Source organism: Acinetobacter sp. ANC_7553, from assembly GCF_056779895.1.
The window spans coordinates 67,986-86,751 of the sequence record NZ_JBWYIV010000003.1 but is presented as its reverse complement, the minus strand read 5'-3'; the positions used below and the strand labels follow the sequence as shown (position 1 = coordinate 86,751).

The following is an 18,766-nucleotide window of genomic DNA, read 5'->3' as shown; positions in this document are numbered from 1 at the left end:
TTAGTTCCCCATGATTTTATAGATGAGAAATAAAGCAAGGCTAGGTAAGACGATGCCCAATGTAGCTTTTCTGGTTTTGTGAACCATAAAAACCCAAATAAACGCTGCACACTGTAAACAGAAAGCAATGAGCGTTGCTGACATCGCTGCGCTAGATTGATATGTGCTAAATGTTTGTGCAATCACGATAGCAGAGAGGGATGCAAGCAAATAACCTCCAATACCCGCCAATAAAAAACGATAGAGCACCATCAGGCGATAACTGATAGAAACTGATTTAGTAGTCTTACGAGTTTTTTTTACTTGATTCCCAAGTGTTAACTCGCCTGGTAGTTCGAATTCTGTACTGTTCATAAAAGTAAGAAAGTGTGAGTGTATGTAATTATTGTAAATGATAACAATTATTGTTTATCTTTAGAATTATAAATTTAGCATTTTAGAAATAAATTTTTAATTGAATTAGCTTGGGCATGTTAATTGCAGCGTTGTAGTTATTTTTTATCGATAGGTAAAATTTATGACGTATCAAGTTTTTTACTGCAAAGCTAATCCTGATGCTCAATTTGTGTTGTTATCTTCAGGGTTAGGAGGACATGGACATTTTTGGCATCCACAATTAGATATATTGACTCGATTTTTTCATGTTATTACATATGATCAAGAAGGATGTCATGCAGATGCTGCATTACTAGCACCAACTTATTCAATGACCGATATGGCAATACAAGTGATACAGATTTTAGAGGATCTAAAGATCGATGAATTCCATTTTATCGGTCATGCTTTAGGTGGGCATATTGGAGCGGAGTTAGCCGTTTTAATTCAAAATACAAAATTGGAAATGTTGAGTTTGACTAGTATTAATGCGTGGGACTCACTAGATCCACATACGCTCAAATGTTTTGAAGCTCGAGAATCGTTATTACAAAATGCTGGTGCAGAGGCATATGTTAGAGCTCAAGCATTATTTCTTTATCCACCTGTATGGATCTCTGTTAATATCGATCAAATACAACAAGCAGAAAATAATCAACTCCGAAACTTTCCACCAAAAGAGAATGTACTGAGACGTCTGAAGGCTTTAAAGGAATTTAAAATAACGAATGAACATATCACCGCACTTCAACGAACTCCAATTCACTTGATTGCAAATCGTGATGATTTCTTGGTTCCAGTACATAAGACTCTTGATCTTCAGAAAAATTTTGTACATGCAAAATGCTCAATTTTTGATGTAGGTGCACATGCTTCTACTGTGACTGAGCCAAATATCACTAATCAGGCACTTTTTCAATTTCTTCGAACACTCTAGCATTTGAAACTTTTCAATTGCTTATAAAAAACCACGATTGAGATCGTGGTTTTTTAATTATTTTACCAAATGGTATTTTTTGGAACATCTTATGCACTTTTTTATGACGTTGTGTAGGAGTAATGGGTATTAGGATTATGTGATTAATTTATCATAAGGTAAAATATAAAATTATTAAGTTGTTGTAATATATAATAAAATAATAATTGGCACATCATTTGCTAAATATCTAATACAAGCTCGAAAGCTTAATCCTACTAAATCAAATTTAACTGATCGTTAAATTAGGAGTGTTAGATATGAAAATTGGTGTCTTTTGTCCGATCGGAAATAATGGCTGGTTACTCTCAGAAAATGCTCCTCAATACAAACCAAGTTTTGAGTTAAATAAAAAAATTGTCCAACGCGCAGAGCATTACGGTTTTGACTTTGCATTGTCTATGATCAAGCTGCGTGGTTTCGGCGGTAAAACTGAGTTTTGGGATCACAACTTAGAAACTTTTACGCTTATGGCGGGTCTTGCTGCAGTCACTAGCAAAATAAAAATTTATGCAACAGCTGCGACGTTAGTGATGCCGCCTGCCATAGTTGCACGCATGGCATCTACGATTGATTCAATTTCGAATGGTCGTTTCGGCCTAAATGTCGTCACAGGTTGGCAAGCGCCAGAATATACCCAAATGGGCATGTGGCCCGGTGATGAATATTTCGGAAAGCGTTACGAATACTTATCTGAATACGTACAAATTCTGCGTGAATTATGGGCAACAGGTAAATCTGATTTTAAAGGTGACCATTTCCAAATGGATGATTGCCGAGTTAGCCCACGCCCGCAAGCAGAGATGAAAATTATCTGTGCTGGTCAATCGGATACAGGTTTGGAATTTTCTGCTCAACACGCTGATTACAATTTTGTTTTTGGTAAAGGGCTTAATACACCAACAGCATATGCAGAAATCAACGATCGTTTAAAAACAAAAACAGATATTACGGGTCGTGATGTTCAAACCTACGTTTTGTTCATGATTATCGCTGCTGAAACAGACGAAGAAGCGATGGCGAAGTGGCAACATTACAACGATGGCGCTGATATTGAAGCGATCAACTGGTTAATGAATCAAGGCGGAAAAGATACTCAATCTGGTGCAGATACTAATATTCGTCAAATGGCTTCATCAGTATCACCAGTCAACATCAATATGGGGACGTTAGTGGGTTCTTACGAAACTATCGCAAAAATGCTAGATGAGATTAGCGAGGTAAAAGGAACTGAAGGCATTTTACTGACATTTGATGATTTTGTTAAAGGTGTTGAAAGTTTTGGACAACGGATTCAGCCGCTTATGAAATGTCGTGAACATGTTGTGGTTGAAGGAATGAGTTCAGAACCTGTGTTGGAGAAAATCGCATGAGTCATTTAGAAAATACCGTTGAAGCTGGATTTACTGCACAAGCGGGTACGGGTGTAAAACTCAAAGCCGAACCGGAAAATATTGTGCTTGCACCTGAGCAAACAGCATTAATCGTGATTGATATGCAAAATGCGTATACGTCAAAAGGTGGTTATTTAGATCTTGCTGGGTTTGATGTGTCGACGACAAAACCTGTGGTTGAAAATATTAAAAAGGCAGTTTCTGCAGCACATGATGCTGGTATTCAAGTGATCTATTTCAAAAACGGTTGGGATAATCAATATCGTGAAGCAGGTGGTATTGATTCACCAAACTTTCATAAATCAAATGCACTGAAGACCATGCGTAAGCGTCCTGAGCTACAAGGCAAATTGTTAGCAAAAGGGGATTGGGATTTTGAGTTGATTGATGAGTTGGTGCCAGCTCCTCAAGATATTGTGATTGAAAAGCCTCGTTATAGTGGATTCTTTAACACAGCGCTAGACAGCATGCTCAGAGTGCGTGGAATTCGTAATTTGGTTTTTGTTGGTATCGCGACCAATGTATGCGTTGAATCGACGCTCAGAGATGGCTTCTTTCTAGAATATTTTGGCGTGGCTTTAGACGATGCCTGTCATCAAGCAGGGCCAAAAGAAGCCCATGTCGCAAGTATGTACAACATAAAAACCTTCTTTGGATGGGTGTCGGATACAGAAAGTTTTGTCAGTAGTTTTGCAGATCAACCAACACTCGCTGAAAGCGCATAGATATTTATAAATTTTAAAATTAGGAAATAAGTCATGTCAAAAGAAGTCATTATTCCAGTGGGTTCAGGTAAGCCACTCGCACCGTATTCGCCAGCAACTAAAGCAGACAACATTGTCTATGTTTCAGGCACTTTGCCTTTTGATGAAAACAACAATGTAGTTCATGTTGGAGACGTAGCAGCACAGACACGCCATGTCCTTGAAACAATAAAGAAGGTCATCGAAACTGCTGGCGGAACAATGTCTGACATTACTTTCAACCATATTTTTCTGACAGATTGGGCAAACTACGCTGCAATGAATGAAGTATATGCCGAATATTTTCCGAATGCAGAACCAGCTCGTTACTGTATTCAAACAGGATTAGTCAAACCTGATGCACTCATCGAAATTGCTTCGATTGCTCATGTTTAATTTGAAAGCTTTCATCACCCTATTATGAGTCCCTCACTGACTGCTTAGGCGATGAGGGATGGAGAACACTATGAATGCAAATGTGAAATCAATCAATTTACCCGAGGCAGTGAGTGCCACATTCAATATTGACCAACAGGTTTTTAGGCAAGGAATGTCGAATTTAGGTGCAGCTGTCAATGTCATTACTACAGCTGGTCTAGCAGGAAAAGCTGGCTTCACAGCTTCAGCTGTATGTAGTGTGACAGATACGCCACCAACATTGCTGGTATGTCTAAATCGATCAGCATCAGTATTTGAAACATTTAAAAGTAATCAGGTTTTGTGTGTCAATACTTTAAGTAGTAGTCAAAAGCATTTATCAAATGTGTTTGGGGGTAAAACTCCAATGGCAGAACGTTTCGAAAAGGGGGATTGGTCAACATTAGTCACAGGTGCACCTATTTTAGAAGGTGCGCTAGTGAGTTTTGATTGTGAAGTCGTACAAAGTTTATCGGTGGGCAGTCATGATGTTTTGTTCTGCCATGTAAAGGGGATGAAACAGCAAGCGGGTGAAAAAGCCCTCATGTATTTTAACCGCGCATATTGCGAGCCAGTTCCAATGGTCTAAAACAGCATGCTTGATCAGGAGAAGGTCGATGAGCACAAAAGAAACATGGTTTCCAAAATTTAAACCTTTCCAAGGAAATCTAGACACGACCGCAGTTCAAGTAGATGAGTACTTGCCGCCAGGTAAAAGTATGGTATTGGGGCTGCAGCATGCATTTGCAATGTTTGGAGCAACAGTACTTGCCCCTTTACTGATGGGTTTCGATCCGAATCTTACAATGTTTATTACGGGTATTGGGACAATATTATTTTTCCTAATGACTGGGGGGCGTATGCCGAGCTATATAGGTTCGAGCTTCGCTTTCATTGGAGCAGTCATTGCAGTCACTGGTTATACCGGTGTTGGCTTAAATCCAAACTTAGGCTTAGCACTTGGCGGTACCATTGCATGCGGTATTTTGTACGCCTTGATCGGTTTGATCGTGATGAAAACTGGCACAGCATGGATTGAAAAATTGATGCCACCAATTGTGACTGGAGCAATTGTGATGATCATTGGTTTGCATTTAGCGCCAGTGGCGATCAAAAGTGTCTCTGCTAATCAGTTTGATTCATGGATGGCTCTAATCACGATTATTTGTATTAGTGTAATCGCCGTATTTACTAAGGGCATGATCCGTAGATTGTTATTGCTCATTGGCTTAGTGGCTTCTTACTTTATTTATTTTTTACTCACCAATGTTTTGGGTTTTGGTACAGCGATCGATTTTACTAAAGTCAGTGAGGCAGCTTGGTTCGGTTTACCTACTTTTCATGCGCCAGTGTTTGAATTTAATGCCATGCTGCTTATTGCTCCCGTAGCGATCATCTTAGTTGCAGAGAATCTAGGACATTTCAAAGCGGTATCTGCAATGACTGGACGTAATCTTTCACCATATATGGGACGAGGTTTCTTTGCAGATGGTGTATGTACGACCTTGTCTGCATCAGTCGGTGGAACAGGAATGACAACATATGCTGAGAACATTGGTGTTATGGCGGTAACCAAAATTTATGCGACCACTATATTTTTATTTGCTGGCGTATTTGCAATCTTGCTAGGACTATCACCAAAATTTGGCGCGGTTATTAGTACGATTCCTGTCGCATTATTAGGGGGAGCTTCGATTGTTGTTTTCGGTCTGATTACAGTGGCCGGTGCTAAAATTTGGGTGGACAACCGCGTAGATTTTACCAAAAACAGTACTCTGTTGATTGCTGCTGTCACCTTAATTATGGGGACAGGCAATTATAGTTTACAAATTGGCAATTTTGATTTGGGTGGAATAGGGACTGCAACATTAGCGGCTATTTTATTGAATCTTTTCTTAAATCGCGAAGATAAAAATGCGCAAACAGTAGAGCTCGAAAACAAACCGCATTCAGCAGAAGCAACGGCACTCCCTAATACTCAAATTTAAGGTGAAATTAAAAATGAAAATTGCATTTATCGGTTTAGGTGCTATGGGATGGCACATGGCGAGCCATTTACCAAAACTAGGATTTGAAGTTTTAGTTTGGAACCGTAATTTTGAAAAAGCAGAAGCACATGCACAAACATTTGGTACTAAAGCGACCTCTGTCGATCAAGCAGTGAAAGCAGATTTTATTTTCACTTGCTTACCCACCAGTGCAGATGTCGAACAGCTTATTGCTCAAAATCCTCCGGTCAAGGGGAGCGTATGGATCGACTGTACCAGTGGTGTACCTATAAGTGCTTTAAAACTTGCAAATCAGTTGAAATTTAATGGTGTTGAATATTTAGATGCCCCCGTTTCTGGGCAAACTATAGGTGCTGAAAAAGGGACACTGACGGTAATGGTTGGGGGTGATTTCGATGCTTATAAGCGTGCAAAACCGATTATTCAGGCATTTGCAGGATTAATTGAATATGTCGGGGAGAGTGGTTCTGGATTTGCTGTTAAAGCGGTGAATAATACGTTGATGGCAACCCATCTATGGGCACTTGCAGAAGGATTGACGGTATTAAAATCAAAAGGAGTAGATTTGAATAGTGCATTAAATTGTATTAATCATTCTAGTGGTAAAAGTTCAATGTCTGAAAATATTATGGCGCAACGTGTCTTGAGTCGTGCATTTCCAAAAACCTTCGCCTTAGATCTTTTACAAAAGGATATTGGAATTGCGACCGATCTAATTCAAGAGCAAGCTTTGGATTTGCCAACGATGCAACTTATACAAAATCAGTATATGCAAATTGAAAAAGTGAAAGCTCAAGATTCTGATTTTTCAGCTGTGGTTCAGGTGCTTGAACATCAATCTAAAATTGAATTAAGTTAAATCTAGCGTCCAAATACCTTAAATACCGCTTAATGTAGATTAAGCGGTTTATCTATGAATGCTCAATGAGATTAGCTTTGTTGATATTCATTAATGACTTCTAACGCGGCTCTAAATGCTTCTTGTGTAGCTGGAGCACCACAGTACGGCAAGCTGTGCAAAAGAACCTCTTGGATTTCCTCAACAGTTGCGCCGTTATTTAAAGCACCACGTACATGACCTTTAAGTTCTGTTGGGCTTTTTTGGGCTGTTAAAAATGCAATCGTGATTAACGAACGATACTTGCGTGGTAAAACGCCTTCACGTTGCCAAGTTGAACCCCATGCATGCTCATTAATCCAATCTTGAAGTGGTTGAGTAAATGGAACTGTATTGTCTTGTGCACGTTTGACAAAAGTTTCTCCCATCACTTCGGTACGAACTTTTAAACCATTTTCATAATCTTGTTTTGACATTTTTTTCCTCATAAAAAAAGCGCATCCTGAGATGCGCTATAGCATAAATATTAAGCTGGGATTTCAATCGCAATCGCAGTTGCTTCTCCACCACCAATGCAAAGTGCGGCAACACCTTTTGTTTTACCTAAGCGTTTTAATGCATGGATGAGAGTCAAAATAATTCGTGAACCTGATGACCCCAATGGATGTCCGAGTGCACAAGCTCCACCGTGGATATTCACTTTTTCAGGATCTAAATGAAAAGCATCGATCGCTGCCATGGTCACCATCGCAAACGCTTCATTAATTTCCCACAAATCCACGTCTTCAACAGTCCAGCCCGCTTTGTTTAATACTTTTTCTATTGCACCAACAGGTGCGATGGTAAATTCTGATGGGTGTTGAGAGTGCGTTGCGTAAGCTTTAATCGTTGCTAAAGTTGAAAGTCCCTTTGCTGTTGCGAGTTCAGCAGAAGTCACTAAAAATGCTGATGCACCATCACTAATTGAACTGGCATTGGCTGCAGTAATTGTACCGTCTTTAGCAAATGCTGGGCGTAGCGTAGGAATTTTATCAATTTTTGCTGTAAATGGATTTTCATCTTGGGCAACGATGACATCGCCTTTACGTGAACTTACTGTAACGGGGGTGATTTCATTTTTGAAATAATTATTTTGAATCGCATTCTGAGCACGAGTTAAGGAGCGAATCGCGAAATCGTCTTGTTGTTCACGTGTGTAGTTTTTCTTATCTGCCATTTCTTGAGCAAGAATACCCATTGAATAGCCAGTTTCAGCATCTTCCAAACCTTCTTGGAACATGTGATCAATCACTTTGCCATGTCCCATACGGAAACCAGAACGTGCTTTGTCCATGAGATAAGGTGCATTCGACATGGATTCCATTCCGCCAGCGACAATAATATTTGCCGAGCCAGCTTTAATGGCATCTGCAGCTTGCATCACGGCTTTCATGCCAGACCCACAGATTTTATTGATCGTTGTTGCACCTACATGATCTGGTACACCTGCAATTCGCATCGCTTGACGAGCAGGGCCTTGTTTTAATCCCGCAGGTAAAACACAGCCCATAATCACTTCATCTAGTTGGTCTGCAGCAAGCTTAGATTGGTCAAGTACGGCTTTAATGACTTCAGCACCAAGTTGCGGGGCTGTTAAGCTTGAAAGTCCTCCCTGAAAGCTACCCATAGCGGTACGGCTACCTGCAACTAATACGATTTCTTGACTCATAGCGTTGATCCTTGTCCTGTAGTTTATATGATTCAAATGCGTGTCAATTTCATATGTTTAAAATTTAATGACAGCTATTTTATGAGTTGTAATCACATTATCATAAAAAATGAATAAAGATTCATTATTTTGTTTTCATTTAATTTCGCTTATTTTGATGTTGTTTTCTATAACACCATAGTGGAATGAAATATAAAAAGTGGAATGAAAAATAAAAAACGACCCTTTAGGATCGTTTTTTCAGAAGCAATTGAGTGACTAGTATTGTGTAGATTTTGACAACACCTGAGCGTGAGGGTTCTCAAGTTCTAAACTCTGGTTAAGTTCAGTATCGAAAACATCGGTCAACATACTGTCAAAACGTTTAGCGTTATACGTAAGTAACTGATCTGCTTCAGCCTGAGTGATGAACTTGTCATTAAGAGCAGACTCAATGTGCTCTTCAAAAGTCAGACCTGTAAATTGGCCTTTGGATTCAGCCTTTTTAAACTTATTCCATAATTCCTCAATTTGAAGCAACATTTGGAATGTAGACTCCATGCGCCCATTGACATCATCGGGATCAGTACTATAGAAGACATGTTTTTTTAATTCATCGCGGAAAGCATTTTCCTGAAGAATTAGTTCACCTAATTTAAGTTTCAAGGCATCTGATGGTTGAGTAATAGGACGACCAAAAGGGAAACAAATAAGTTTGACTAAACTTGCGGCAATTTTTACAGGGAAGTTATCAAACAGACCATAGAACGCTTCTTGAGATGCATATAATGCTTTCTCAAGTGCGAGTTTAGCGTGCAGTTGTTCAGCTTCAGTACGTTGACCATTTTCATAAAATTTAAGAATAGCAGTCGCAATAAATAAGTGTGAATGCATATCTGCTAATCGTCCAGACAGCATTTCTTTGCGTTTGATATCACCTGCAAGGAGGCCTAAGCACATGTCTGCGACTAAGGCAAAATTAGCACTCAAACGATTAATGGTTTTGTAGTAAGGGCGACTGAAATCATCAGCCTTTACTGAACCTTCTGTTGATCCGCCTATAAAACCATAAGCAAATGATTTAGCGGTTCGATTAAATGTATAACCCAAATGCTTATAAAGAATGTCATTAAACTCTTTTAAGGCTGCATCTTTATTTTCGGCTTGTAAAAGTTGTAATTCTTCAAATAAATAGGGATGACAACGCATCGAACCTTGACCAAAAATCATCAGTGAACGACTCAGAATATTGGCACCCTCAACAGTAATCGAAACAGGGATCGCTTGGTACATGAGCGCCAAGAAGTTACGAGGACCCATTTGGATAGCACGCCCGCCCACAATGTCCATACTATGATTAACAATCTTACGCATGGTCTCAGTTGCGTAGTATTTTGCCATTGCAGTCATGACTGCAGGTTTACCCCCTTGGTTTAGGCCACAAGTCACTAGGTAACGGAATGCTTCAAGCATATAGGTATCGCTAGCGATATCACTTGAAACCTCTTGAACACCTTCGAATTTACCGACTGAAATTTTGAATTGTTGACGGACACGAGCAAAGGCGCCGACATTTAAATAACACATTTCACCTGCAGCTGTTGATAGTGCTGGAAGAGAAATACCGCGGCCAACTGCCAGACATTCCATCAGCATACGCCAGCCTTTACCTGCATTTTCTACACCACCAATAATCCAATCCAGCGGAATGAAGACATCTTTACCATCCACGGTACCATTCATAAATGGCGAACCTGGATTATGGCGTGCTCCTACAATCACACCTTCATGATCAGCTGGTAATAGGGCACATGTGATTCCGTATTCAGTTTTGTTTTTATCACCTAGTAAACCTTCAGGGTCATATAATTTGAAAGCTAAACCGACCACCGTAGCAACAGGGGCAAGTGTAATCCAACGTTTGGAAAAATTCATTTTTAGGCCAAGAACTTCTTGTCCTTCAAATTGACCATAACAAACCACACCTGTGTCAGGAATTGCACCTGCATCTGAACCTGCTTCAGGGCTTGTTAAACCAAAACATGGAATTTCTTCACCTTTTGCTAAACCTGGTAAATAACGATTCTTTTGATCTTCAGTACCGTAGTGTAAGAGTAATTCTCCTGGACCTAAAGAGTTAGGCACCATACAACTGACAGCAGTGGTAAGTGAGCGCGAGGCAATCTTACTCATGATACGGCTTTGCGCAAATGAGCTGAATTGTTTACCGCCGTATTCTTTAGGGATAATTAAACCCAGAAAACCTTTGGATTTAATAAATGACCAGACTTCTTCAGGGAGGTCTTTACGATGATGGTGAATATCCCATTCATCCAGCATCTGGCAGAGCTGTTCGACTTCATGATCGATAAATGATTGTTCTTCTTCAGACAGCGTGGGGTACGGATACTGATCAAATTTCTTCCAGTCTGGTGCCCCCATAAATAATTCTTTTTCCCACCAACTGGTTCCTGCATCCAATGCTTCACGCTCGGTACTACTCATTGTTGGCATTGCATTGGCTAGAGCTTTATAGGCAGGTTGTGTAATAAATTTCATCCTTAACGTATCAATACTGACAATCAATGAAATTAGGATAAAAGGAATACCGAGTATCAGCGACCAAGGGCTGATCAACGCGACTAAAATAGATACGACTGTGAGTAAGATAGCCCCAGAAGTTCTTGAGAATTCGAAATAAAAAATAGCCCAGAGTGTTATAAATAGAATAATTAAACTGAGTATAAAAAACATTATGAACTGCTCCATTTATGATTTGGTCATGGAGCCAATACCCACAGTAAATTTAATCAAAGCACAAACATCAGATCTACAGAGATATTGGATCATGAAATGTGAAACGAAAGCGTTGAGTTCTAAAACGGACGCATATTAATACTTATATTGGATAAGATTGTTTGAAAAATATTCAAAATTCAAGCTGAAGAGAGATAAGAAATGTGTCAATAAGTAATTGAGAATTATAAAAACCACAAACAAAAAAGCCCTCATACGAGGGCTTTAAAGTAAGAAGAATTATGCTTCGATTGTTTGAACAGTAATTTTCTTTGCAGGATCAGCTTTACGACGAACTGCTGGTACTGGTTCGCCATAGTATTGACGATCAGCAAAATAACTTGAACGTACCATTGGTGCAGCCCAAATATTTTTAAAGCCTAATTTTTGCCCATGTGCTGTATAGCGTTCGAACTCTTCAGGTGTGACGAAGCGATCAATTGGTGCATGTTCTTTTGATGGTTGTAAATATTGACCAATCGTTACGTAGTCAACATCGTGTGCTTTAAGGTCATCAAGAAGTGCGAGAACTTCTTCTTCAGTTTCGCCAATACCTACCATCAAGCCACATTTAGTTGGAATATCTGGGCAGTATTCTTTAAACATTTTAAGAAGATTTAAGGAATGTTGATAGTCAGAACCTGGACGCATTGCTTTGTATAAACGTGGTACGGTTTCAATGTTGTGGTTAAAAACATCTGGAGGACATTCCGTCATGATGCGTAATGCAACATCCATACGACCACGGAAATCAGGTACTAAAATTTCCAATAATGTATTAGGACTTAAAGCACGAGCTTCTTTAATACAATCAACAAAGTGTTGCGCTCCACCATCGAGTAGATCATCACGGTCTACAGATGTTATAACAGCGTATTTCAAACCTAAGTTTGCAATTGTCTCAGCCATGTGGCGTGGTTCATCTGGGTCTAATGCATTCGGACGACCATGTGCCACATCACAAAATGGGCAACGACGTGTACAAATGTCACCCATAATCATGAAAGTTGCTGTACCACCACCAAAACATTCAGGAAGGTTTGGACATGCAGCTTCTTCACACACTGTATGTAATTTTTGTTCACGTAAAGTTGATTTAATGCGTTGAACCTCTTCTGGTGCAGCCATTTTGACGCGAATCCAGTCTGGTTTACGAGGTGCTTCAACCGTAGGAATCACTTTTACAGGAATACGTGCAACTTTCTCAGCGCCACGAAGTTTTTCACCCTGTACTGGTTTACGGTTTTCTGACATATTCAACGATTCCACTAATGTGTGACGGGAGGAAATATTAAAAATAGGTCTCTTATTATAGCGAATTTATGCATAAATTGGGCAAAAACGATATTCATAAAATAAATGTGGCTATCAAGCAATATATGGTATTGAAATACAGCAAATGTGTGCATTTTCAGTCATAATATAAGTTAGATAAATGAAGAGATAATTGTATAGGAGCATTGAATGCCGCGTAAGAAAGAGGTCGTGAGTGGAACCTTTGTCAAATATGATGCAGTCGTTTTAGGTTCAGGCCCTGCTGGTGAAGGTGCGGCAATGAAACTTGCCAAATCAGGCAAGCGCGTTGCAGTAGTTGATATGCGTGAACAACTTGGTGGTAACTGTACGCATGTAGGAACCATTCCAAGTAAAGCTTTACGTCAAACGGTTTCTAGCATTATCCGTTATCAACGTGATCCAATGTTCCAAAAAGTGGGTGATTGGAAACAATTCACCATGAAGCAAGTGCTTCGTAATGCGCATAAAGTGATCCAACAGCAAGTAGATACACACTCGCGTTTTTACGACCGTAACCGCATTGATATTTTCCACGGTCGTGCATATATCCAAGATCAAAATACGGTGGTGATTTTCACGCCTGAAGGTGTGAAAGAAACGATTATTTTTAAACAGTTGGTGATTGCGACAGGTAGTCGTCCATATCGTCCTTCAATTTTAGATTTCAATCACCCACGTGTGTTTGATTCTGACAAAATTTTAGATCTAGATTTTTCAATTCAAAAAATCATTATTTATGGCGCTGGTGTCATTGGCTGTGAATATGCATCTATCTTTATTGGCTTAGATCACAAAGTTGATTTGATTAATACTCAGCATAAATTACTGAGCTATTTAGATGACGAAATTGCTGATGCATTGTCATATCACTTACGTGAACAAGGTGTATTGATTCGTCACAATGAGCAGATTGATCACTTAGAAACATTTGATGATCATGTGGTGTTGCATCTTGAAAGTGGCAAGAAAATTAAAGCTGATGCAATTCTATGGTGTAATGGTCGATCTGGTAATACAGATGGTCTTGGCTTGGAAAATGTTGGTATCAAACCAAACAGCCGTGGACAACTATCAGTGAACGAGCAGTATCAAACTGAAGTTGAAAACATTTATGCTGCGGGTGATGTGATTGGTTGGCCGTCTCTAGCTTCAGCTGCATATGACCAAGGTCGTTGTGCTGGCGCGATTATGAGCGGTGAACAAGGTATCCAACCCGTGGTTGATATCCCTACTGGTATTTATACCATTCCAGAGATTTCATCAATTGGTAAAACTGAGCAGGAATTAACTGAAGAAAAAATTCCTTATGAAGTTGGTCAGGCGTCTTTCCGTCACCTCGCTCGTGCACAAATCACGGGTGATACAGTGGGTGAGTTAAAGATTTTATTCCATCGCGAAACCTTAGAAATTTTAGGTGTGCATTGCTTCGGTAATAATGCTTCTGAAATTATCCATATTGGTCAAGCCGTGATGAATAGCCCGAACAACACCATCAAGTATTTTGTTGAGACAACGTTTAACTACCCAACGATGGCTGAAGCTTATCGTGTAGCAACGTTAAACGGGATGAATCGTTTATTCTAAGGCGACTTGATGATAAAAACTCGCAAGTTCAGGCTTGCGAGTTTTTTTATTTTTGCATTTAAGTTTGATCTTTAAATCACAAAATACAATAAAGCTCCATAGCTAACAAAGCTCGCTAATAAAGAGATGATGACAGGGATTTTTGATCTCAGTAAAAGAATGACAATGCCGATAAAAATAAAATCATAAATCGAATGTAGATGTTTTTCAGCCATTTGAGCAATTAAACAGAGTAATAATCCGATGACCGCTGCATTAATAGCAGCGACGGCTGCTGCAATCTTTTTGTTTTTGACCCATTTTGACCAGTAAGGGAGCGTGCCGAAAATAAGCAGAAATGAGGGCAGGAAAATTATACTGGTTGCAATCGCAGCGTTAAGTAAAGGCGATGCGGTAAATCCTAAATATGTGCCAACGTATCCTGCAAAGCTAAATAAAGGGCCTGGAATAACTTGAGCAAATGCATAGCCTAAGTCAAATTGTTCCGCAGTGATGTGTTGAGTAAGCACAAAATCTTCATACATGAGTGGCAGGATGATATGACCGCCCCCAAAAACCATTGAAGCAGTGTGATAAAAGCTTTCTAGATTTCTAAGCAAGCTTGATGAATAGATAAATTGCAGCGCAGGAAAAATAATAAATAAAGTGACAAACAGGATGAGCCAGAGATAATGATACTTTTGATATGCCTGAGTGGTTTTGATGTGCGGTGATGGCTGAGATTTTCCTTTTTTTGTAAATGCTAAGCCAATGAATCCAGCCACTAAAATTAAGAAAATTTGACTATAGCTCCACTGCGCAAAATAAATAAAAAAAGCAGAACTCAGCATCAGGACATACTGCCAAATTTCAGTACAGAAGCTTTTAAACATTTGTAAAAAAGCCCAAATGACGACGGCTATTACAATCAAATGGATGACGTGAAAGAGTTCAAGAGGTATATCGGAAAAAAAATATTGACCAAAAATAGCAAATGAGGTCATTAGAATGAAGGCAGGTAATGTAAATCCTAACCAAGCAATAAAGCCTCCCCAATATCCTTTGGATAAATATCCTATCGATAGCCCCACTTGACTACTGGTCGGACCTGGCAACAATTGTGCTAATGCGACCAATTGTCCATATTCATGAGAGCTTAGCCATTTGAGCCGATCAACAAAAGTGCGATTAAATAATACCAAATGCGCTGCAGGACCACCAAATGAAATACATCCTAATTTAAGAAAAATAAAAAATAGTGCTGATAAGCTAACTTTAGTAAAATTATCTGATTTCATTTAGTAATCGTACGTTGTTTTTGAACTAAGTCTAATAGGCGATTATGACAAGTATTTGAAAGGAATGAAGGAGTGATGAGGGGTAAGCCTTATCTTGAAAATGATAAGGCTTGTGGATGTTAAATTAAGCAAAATTTCCATTTCTGAAATCATCAAATGCTTGCACGATTTCTTCCTGAGTATTCATGACGAAAGGACCGTGGGCAACAATGGGTTCATTCAATGGTTCACCACTTAAGCAAAGAATTTTCGCCGTACGATGAGCAAATATTTCGACCTGTGTTGATTTTGGGTCAAGATAAAGCGTTTGTATGGCTGTATAGATCTGACCATCAATCTCAACTTCTCCATCAAGGATGAAAATCAGATGATTCCAGTTTGGCATAAGATTTAATGGAAGGCGTGCTCCATGATTAAGTCTAATGTCATAAACATTCATGTTGCTAAATGTTTGAGCTGGTCCTTGATAAACAGTTGAGCCGATTTGATATTGACCAGCAATAACACGAATCTTGGTTTGCTCATCGTGAGATAAAACTTCAGGAATATTTTGCTCAGTCAATTCCTGATATCTCGGCTCAGTCATCTTGGCATGCTCTGGTAGATTTACCCAAAGTTGAACCATATCCAAAACTCCGCCAGTTTTTGCAAAAGCTTCCGAATGGTGTTCTTCATGCAGAATACCTTTACCTGCGGTCATCCATTGCACTTCGTTTGGACCAATTTTTCCATGATTGCCTTTTGAGTCACGATGCTCTAATTCGCCGTCATAGACAATCGTCACCGTTTCAAAGCCACGGTGGGGGTGTAAACCAACACCGCGTTGGTGGTGACTTGGAGAAAATCGATATTGACCTGTATAACCCATTACCAAGAATGGGCTGGTATGATTTCCTATTTCATGCATGGGTAACATGGAGTTTGTTGGAAAACCATCACCCACCCATGTGCTTCGATCGCTGGTATAGACTTTCTGAACTTGTGTCATTTGTATTCCTCTATATATCGTTCTAATCATGATATTGAGGTATATTGATGAGATTACAGGGCGATTCTCTCAACAGATAATTCCAAAAATGAAACAATTATGCAAAATTTAAATGATTACTACTATTTTGTGCAAGTCGTGAAATATCAAGGGTTTACTAAGGCAAGTGAAGCTTTAGGTATTACAAAATCTAAGTTGTCTCGTCATATTTCAGATTTGGAAAACCGTTTACACGTAAGATTATTGCAACGAAATACACGAAAGTTTGCCGTAACCGCAGTTGGTCAAGAATTTTTTGAATATTGTATTAAGATTTTGGATCAAGTGGAGGCGGCAGAAAATTTTGTAGAGCAAAGTTTGTCGAGCGAGCCTTCAGGTTTAATTCGAATCTCGTGTCCAATTGGTTTGGTTGAGTTTCCGTTGGGTAATATGATTGCTAAATTCATGCAACATTACCCACGTGTTCAAGTTCATCTGGTCGCAACAAATCGTAAAATTGATCTCATAGAAGAGGGGATTGATTTGGCTGTGAGGGTGAGAAATTTACCACTTGAAGATAGCGACTTGATTGTACGAGAGCTTGATGCTTGGCAACATGTGTTAGTGGCAACGCCTGAATTAATTCAACAGATTCATGAGCCTATCCATTTGGATAACCTTGAACAACTTCCGAGTATAGGTTTTCATGTCCCAAAATCGATTTGGAGATTTCAATCCAAATTTGACACAGTTAATCAGTTTCAAGAAGTAGAATTCTTTCCAAGACTCAAAACTGATAATTTTGCTGCCATGAAATCTGCAGTGTTGAACAGTGTTGGAATAGCATCATTACCTAGAGTATTTGTTTATGAAGAGCTTAATCAAGGCACTCTTGTAGAATTAGTCCCTGAATGGGAGTTGCCACGTGGCGTTATTCATGTTGCCTATACATCACGACAAGGCATGATGCCTGCCGTGAGATGTTTATTAGATTATTTGATTGAGGAATTTAAAAAACTGAGCTGTCAAAACCATGAAATTATATGAATTAATGTGCGCAAAAAGCTTGATTAAAATATGCAAATAAATCAGGAGTGTTCATCCACAAAGTAATCGATAGACTAAGCAGAAGGATGACTCCGATGAATATGCTGATGTTGAGCAGATTGAAGCGATTAGTCATTGACGACATTCTCCTCATTAACAAATAAATGAATGAATACACCGAAGATACTGAGCGCAATACACATCATCCAAATAATATTGTAATTGCCTGTCATATCATGATTTAAGCCACCCAACCATCCTCCAAAAAATGAACCAACTTGGTGAGTGAAAAATACAATTCCACTTAGCATGGTGAGATATTTAACGCCAAACATATTGGCAACAATACCATTGGTAAGGGGAACGGTTGATAACCATAACAACCCCATAATGATGGCAAAACTATAAATCGTAAAGATCGAGAGTGGCAATGCAAGGAATAAAATGATGGCGATGCCACGTAGTCCATATAACCACATGAGCAATTTAGGTTTGGAATATTTATCACCCAGCCAACCAGCAGTGTAAGTTCCAACAATATTAAATAGCCCAACCAAGGCTAAAAACATAGTACCAGTTGTGGTGCTAAAACCATGGTCAGTTAAATAACCCGGCAAATGAATGCCCAAAAATACGACCTGAAATCCACAAACTAAAAATCCTAATGCCAACCAGATAAAAGGTTTGTGGTTTTTGGCAACTATGAGTATTTGTTTAAAACTTAAAGAAGGTTTAGTGATCGCATCAACTGTTTGAGGCGCTTGATACATTGGAGCTTTTAGCATCCAAGCCAAGGGTACAATTAATGCAATTAAAATCGCTGTGATGAGTAGCGCCGATGACCAACCAAAATTTTGTAAGAGTAAAAGTGTGGTTGGCAACATAATAAATTGCCCAAAAGAGCCTGCTGCGCTGGCAATGCCCATAGCCATACTACGTCGACTTGGATGCGCTGCACGTCCGACAGCAGAGAGCAAAACAGAAAATGAAGTAGCTGATAAAGCCAAACCAATGATTAAACCTAGACTAAGATTGATGAGAAGCCCTGTTGAGCTAAATGCCATCATCACAAGTCCAATCGCATATAAAGCGCCGCCTACGGCAACGACTTTTTTACTCCCATATTTATCTGCTAGCGCTCCCGTAAAGGGTTGAACAGCACCCCATAATAAATTTTGAAAGGCAATTGCTAAACTAAAAACTTGATGATTCCAATTAAACTCATGACTCATTGGAACTAAATACAAGCCAAATCCATGTCTGACACCTAAGGAGAGTGCCAAAATAAAAGCACTCCCAATGAGCATAAAGATGAGGGGTTTTGAAAATTTGGTTTCTGACATGGTCAATCCGCTTAGCA

General features: G+C 39.3%; 17 protein-coding genes. 9 read left to right on the top strand and 8 right to left on the bottom strand.

The window, feature by feature from the left end; all coding sequences use genetic code 11:
* Entirely contained in the window at positions 1-354 is a 354-nt protein-coding gene (locus tag AC1M9I_RS03535; RefSeq protein ID WP_035265656.1) for a hypothetical protein, read from the bottom strand.
* Positions 355-517: 163 nt separating this feature from the next.
* Here AC1M9I_RS03535 and rutD point away from each other — a divergent pair, with 163 nt between their 5' ends.
* The 7 genes from rutD to AC1M9I_RS03500 all read left to right on the top strand — a co-directional run bounded on the left by rutD (position 518) and on the right by AC1M9I_RS03500 (position 6,773).
* Positions 518-1,312 (top strand): pyrimidine utilization protein D, encoded by a 795-nt coding sequence (gene rutD / locus AC1M9I_RS03530; RefSeq protein WP_481594185.1) that lies wholly within the window; start codon positions 518-520, stop codon positions 1,310-1,312.
* Between the two features lie 299 nt (positions 1,313-1,611).
* Positions 1,612-2,724, top strand: coding sequence for a pyrimidine utilization protein A (gene rutA / locus AC1M9I_RS03525; RefSeq protein ID WP_481610705.1), 1,113 nt, complete (start codon positions 1,612-1,614; stop codon positions 2,722-2,724).
* Complete coding sequence (gene rutB, locus AC1M9I_RS03520) at positions 2,721-3,470, top strand: pyrimidine utilization protein B (RefSeq protein WP_035265662.1); 750 nt, start codon at positions 2,721-2,723, stop codon at positions 3,468-3,470. The genes rutA and rutB overlap by 4 nt, the downstream gene beginning before the upstream one ends.
* 33 nt (positions 3,471-3,503) lie before the next feature.
* On the top strand, positions 3,504-3,884 hold the full coding sequence (gene rutC, locus AC1M9I_RS03515; protein ID WP_481610704.1) for a pyrimidine utilization protein C: 381 nt from the start codon (positions 3,504-3,506) through the stop codon (positions 3,882-3,884).
* Between the two features lie 70 nt (positions 3,885-3,954).
* Positions 3,955-4,494, top strand: coding sequence for an NADH-dependent FMN reductase RutF (rutF, locus tag AC1M9I_RS03510; protein WP_481610703.1), 540 nt, complete (start codon positions 3,955-3,957; stop codon positions 4,492-4,494).
* 28 nt (positions 4,495-4,522) lie between these two features.
* A complete protein-coding gene (gene rutG, locus AC1M9I_RS03505; RefSeq protein WP_481610702.1) occupies positions 4,523-5,893 on the top strand; it encodes a pyrimidine utilization transport protein G in 1,371 nt (456 codons plus the stop codon).
* A gap of 13 nt (positions 5,894-5,906) precedes the next feature.
* Positions 5,907-6,773 (top strand): NAD(P)-dependent oxidoreductase, encoded by an 867-nt coding sequence (locus tag AC1M9I_RS03500; RefSeq protein WP_481594190.1) that lies wholly within the window; start codon positions 5,907-5,909, stop codon positions 6,771-6,773.
* 71 nt (positions 6,774-6,844) lie between these two features.
* Here the strand turns inward: AC1M9I_RS03500 and AC1M9I_RS03495 are convergent, their stop codons facing one another.
* From AC1M9I_RS03495 to lipA, 4 genes are all read right to left on the bottom strand, one after another.
* Complete coding sequence (locus AC1M9I_RS03495; protein ID WP_179998434.1) at positions 6,845-7,228, bottom strand: carboxymuconolactone decarboxylase family protein; 384 nt, start codon at positions 7,226-7,228, stop codon at positions 6,845-6,847.
* A 50-nt stretch (positions 7,229-7,278) separates the two neighbouring features.
* On the bottom strand, positions 7,279-8,460 hold the full coding sequence (locus AC1M9I_RS03490) for a thiolase family protein (RefSeq protein ID WP_481594191.1): 1,182 nt from the start codon (positions 8,458-8,460) through the stop codon (positions 7,279-7,281).
* Between the two features lie 258 nt (positions 8,461-8,718).
* Entirely contained in the window at positions 8,719-11,193 is a 2,475-nt protein-coding gene (locus AC1M9I_RS03485; RefSeq protein WP_481610701.1) for an acyl-CoA dehydrogenase, read from the bottom strand.
* 282 nt (positions 11,194-11,475) lie between these two features.
* Complete coding sequence (gene lipA, locus AC1M9I_RS03480) at positions 11,476-12,489, bottom strand: lipoyl synthase (RefSeq protein ID WP_035265671.1); 1,014 nt, start codon at positions 12,487-12,489, stop codon at positions 11,476-11,478.
* 210 nt (positions 12,490-12,699) lie between these two features.
* Between lipA and sthA the strand changes: the two genes are divergently transcribed.
* Entirely contained in the window at positions 12,700-14,115 is a 1,416-nt protein-coding gene (gene sthA / locus AC1M9I_RS03475) for a Si-specific NAD(P)(+) transhydrogenase (protein WP_035265673.1), read from the top strand.
* Positions 14,116-14,186: 71 nt separating this feature from the next.
* On the opposite strand, the gene chrA is transcribed toward sthA, so the two are convergent.
* Positions 14,187-15,392, bottom strand: a complete 1,206-nt coding sequence (chrA, locus tag AC1M9I_RS03470; protein ID WP_481610700.1) for a chromate efflux transporter — start codon at positions 15,390-15,392, stop codon at positions 14,187-14,189.
* Between the two features lie 124 nt (positions 15,393-15,516).
* Positions 15,517-16,380, bottom strand: a complete 864-nt coding sequence (locus AC1M9I_RS03465) for a pirin family protein (protein ID WP_092766022.1) — start codon at positions 16,378-16,380, stop codon at positions 15,517-15,519.
* A 99-nt stretch (positions 16,381-16,479) separates the two neighbouring features.
* Between AC1M9I_RS03465 and AC1M9I_RS03460 the strand changes: the two genes are divergently transcribed.
* Positions 16,480-17,406: a LysR substrate-binding domain-containing protein gene (locus AC1M9I_RS03460; RefSeq protein WP_481610699.1), complete on the top strand. Its 927-nt coding sequence runs from the start codon at positions 16,480-16,482 to the stop codon at positions 17,404-17,406.
* A gap of 128 nt (positions 17,407-17,534) precedes the next feature.
* On the opposite strand, the gene AC1M9I_RS03455 is transcribed toward AC1M9I_RS03460, so the two are convergent.
* Positions 17,535-18,749 carry an MFS transporter gene (locus AC1M9I_RS03455; protein ID WP_481594196.1) on the bottom strand — a complete coding sequence of 405 codons (1,215 nt, stop codon included), beginning with the start codon at positions 18,747-18,749 and terminating at the stop codon, positions 17,535-17,537.
* Positions 18,750-18,766: the final 17 nt, after the last annotated feature.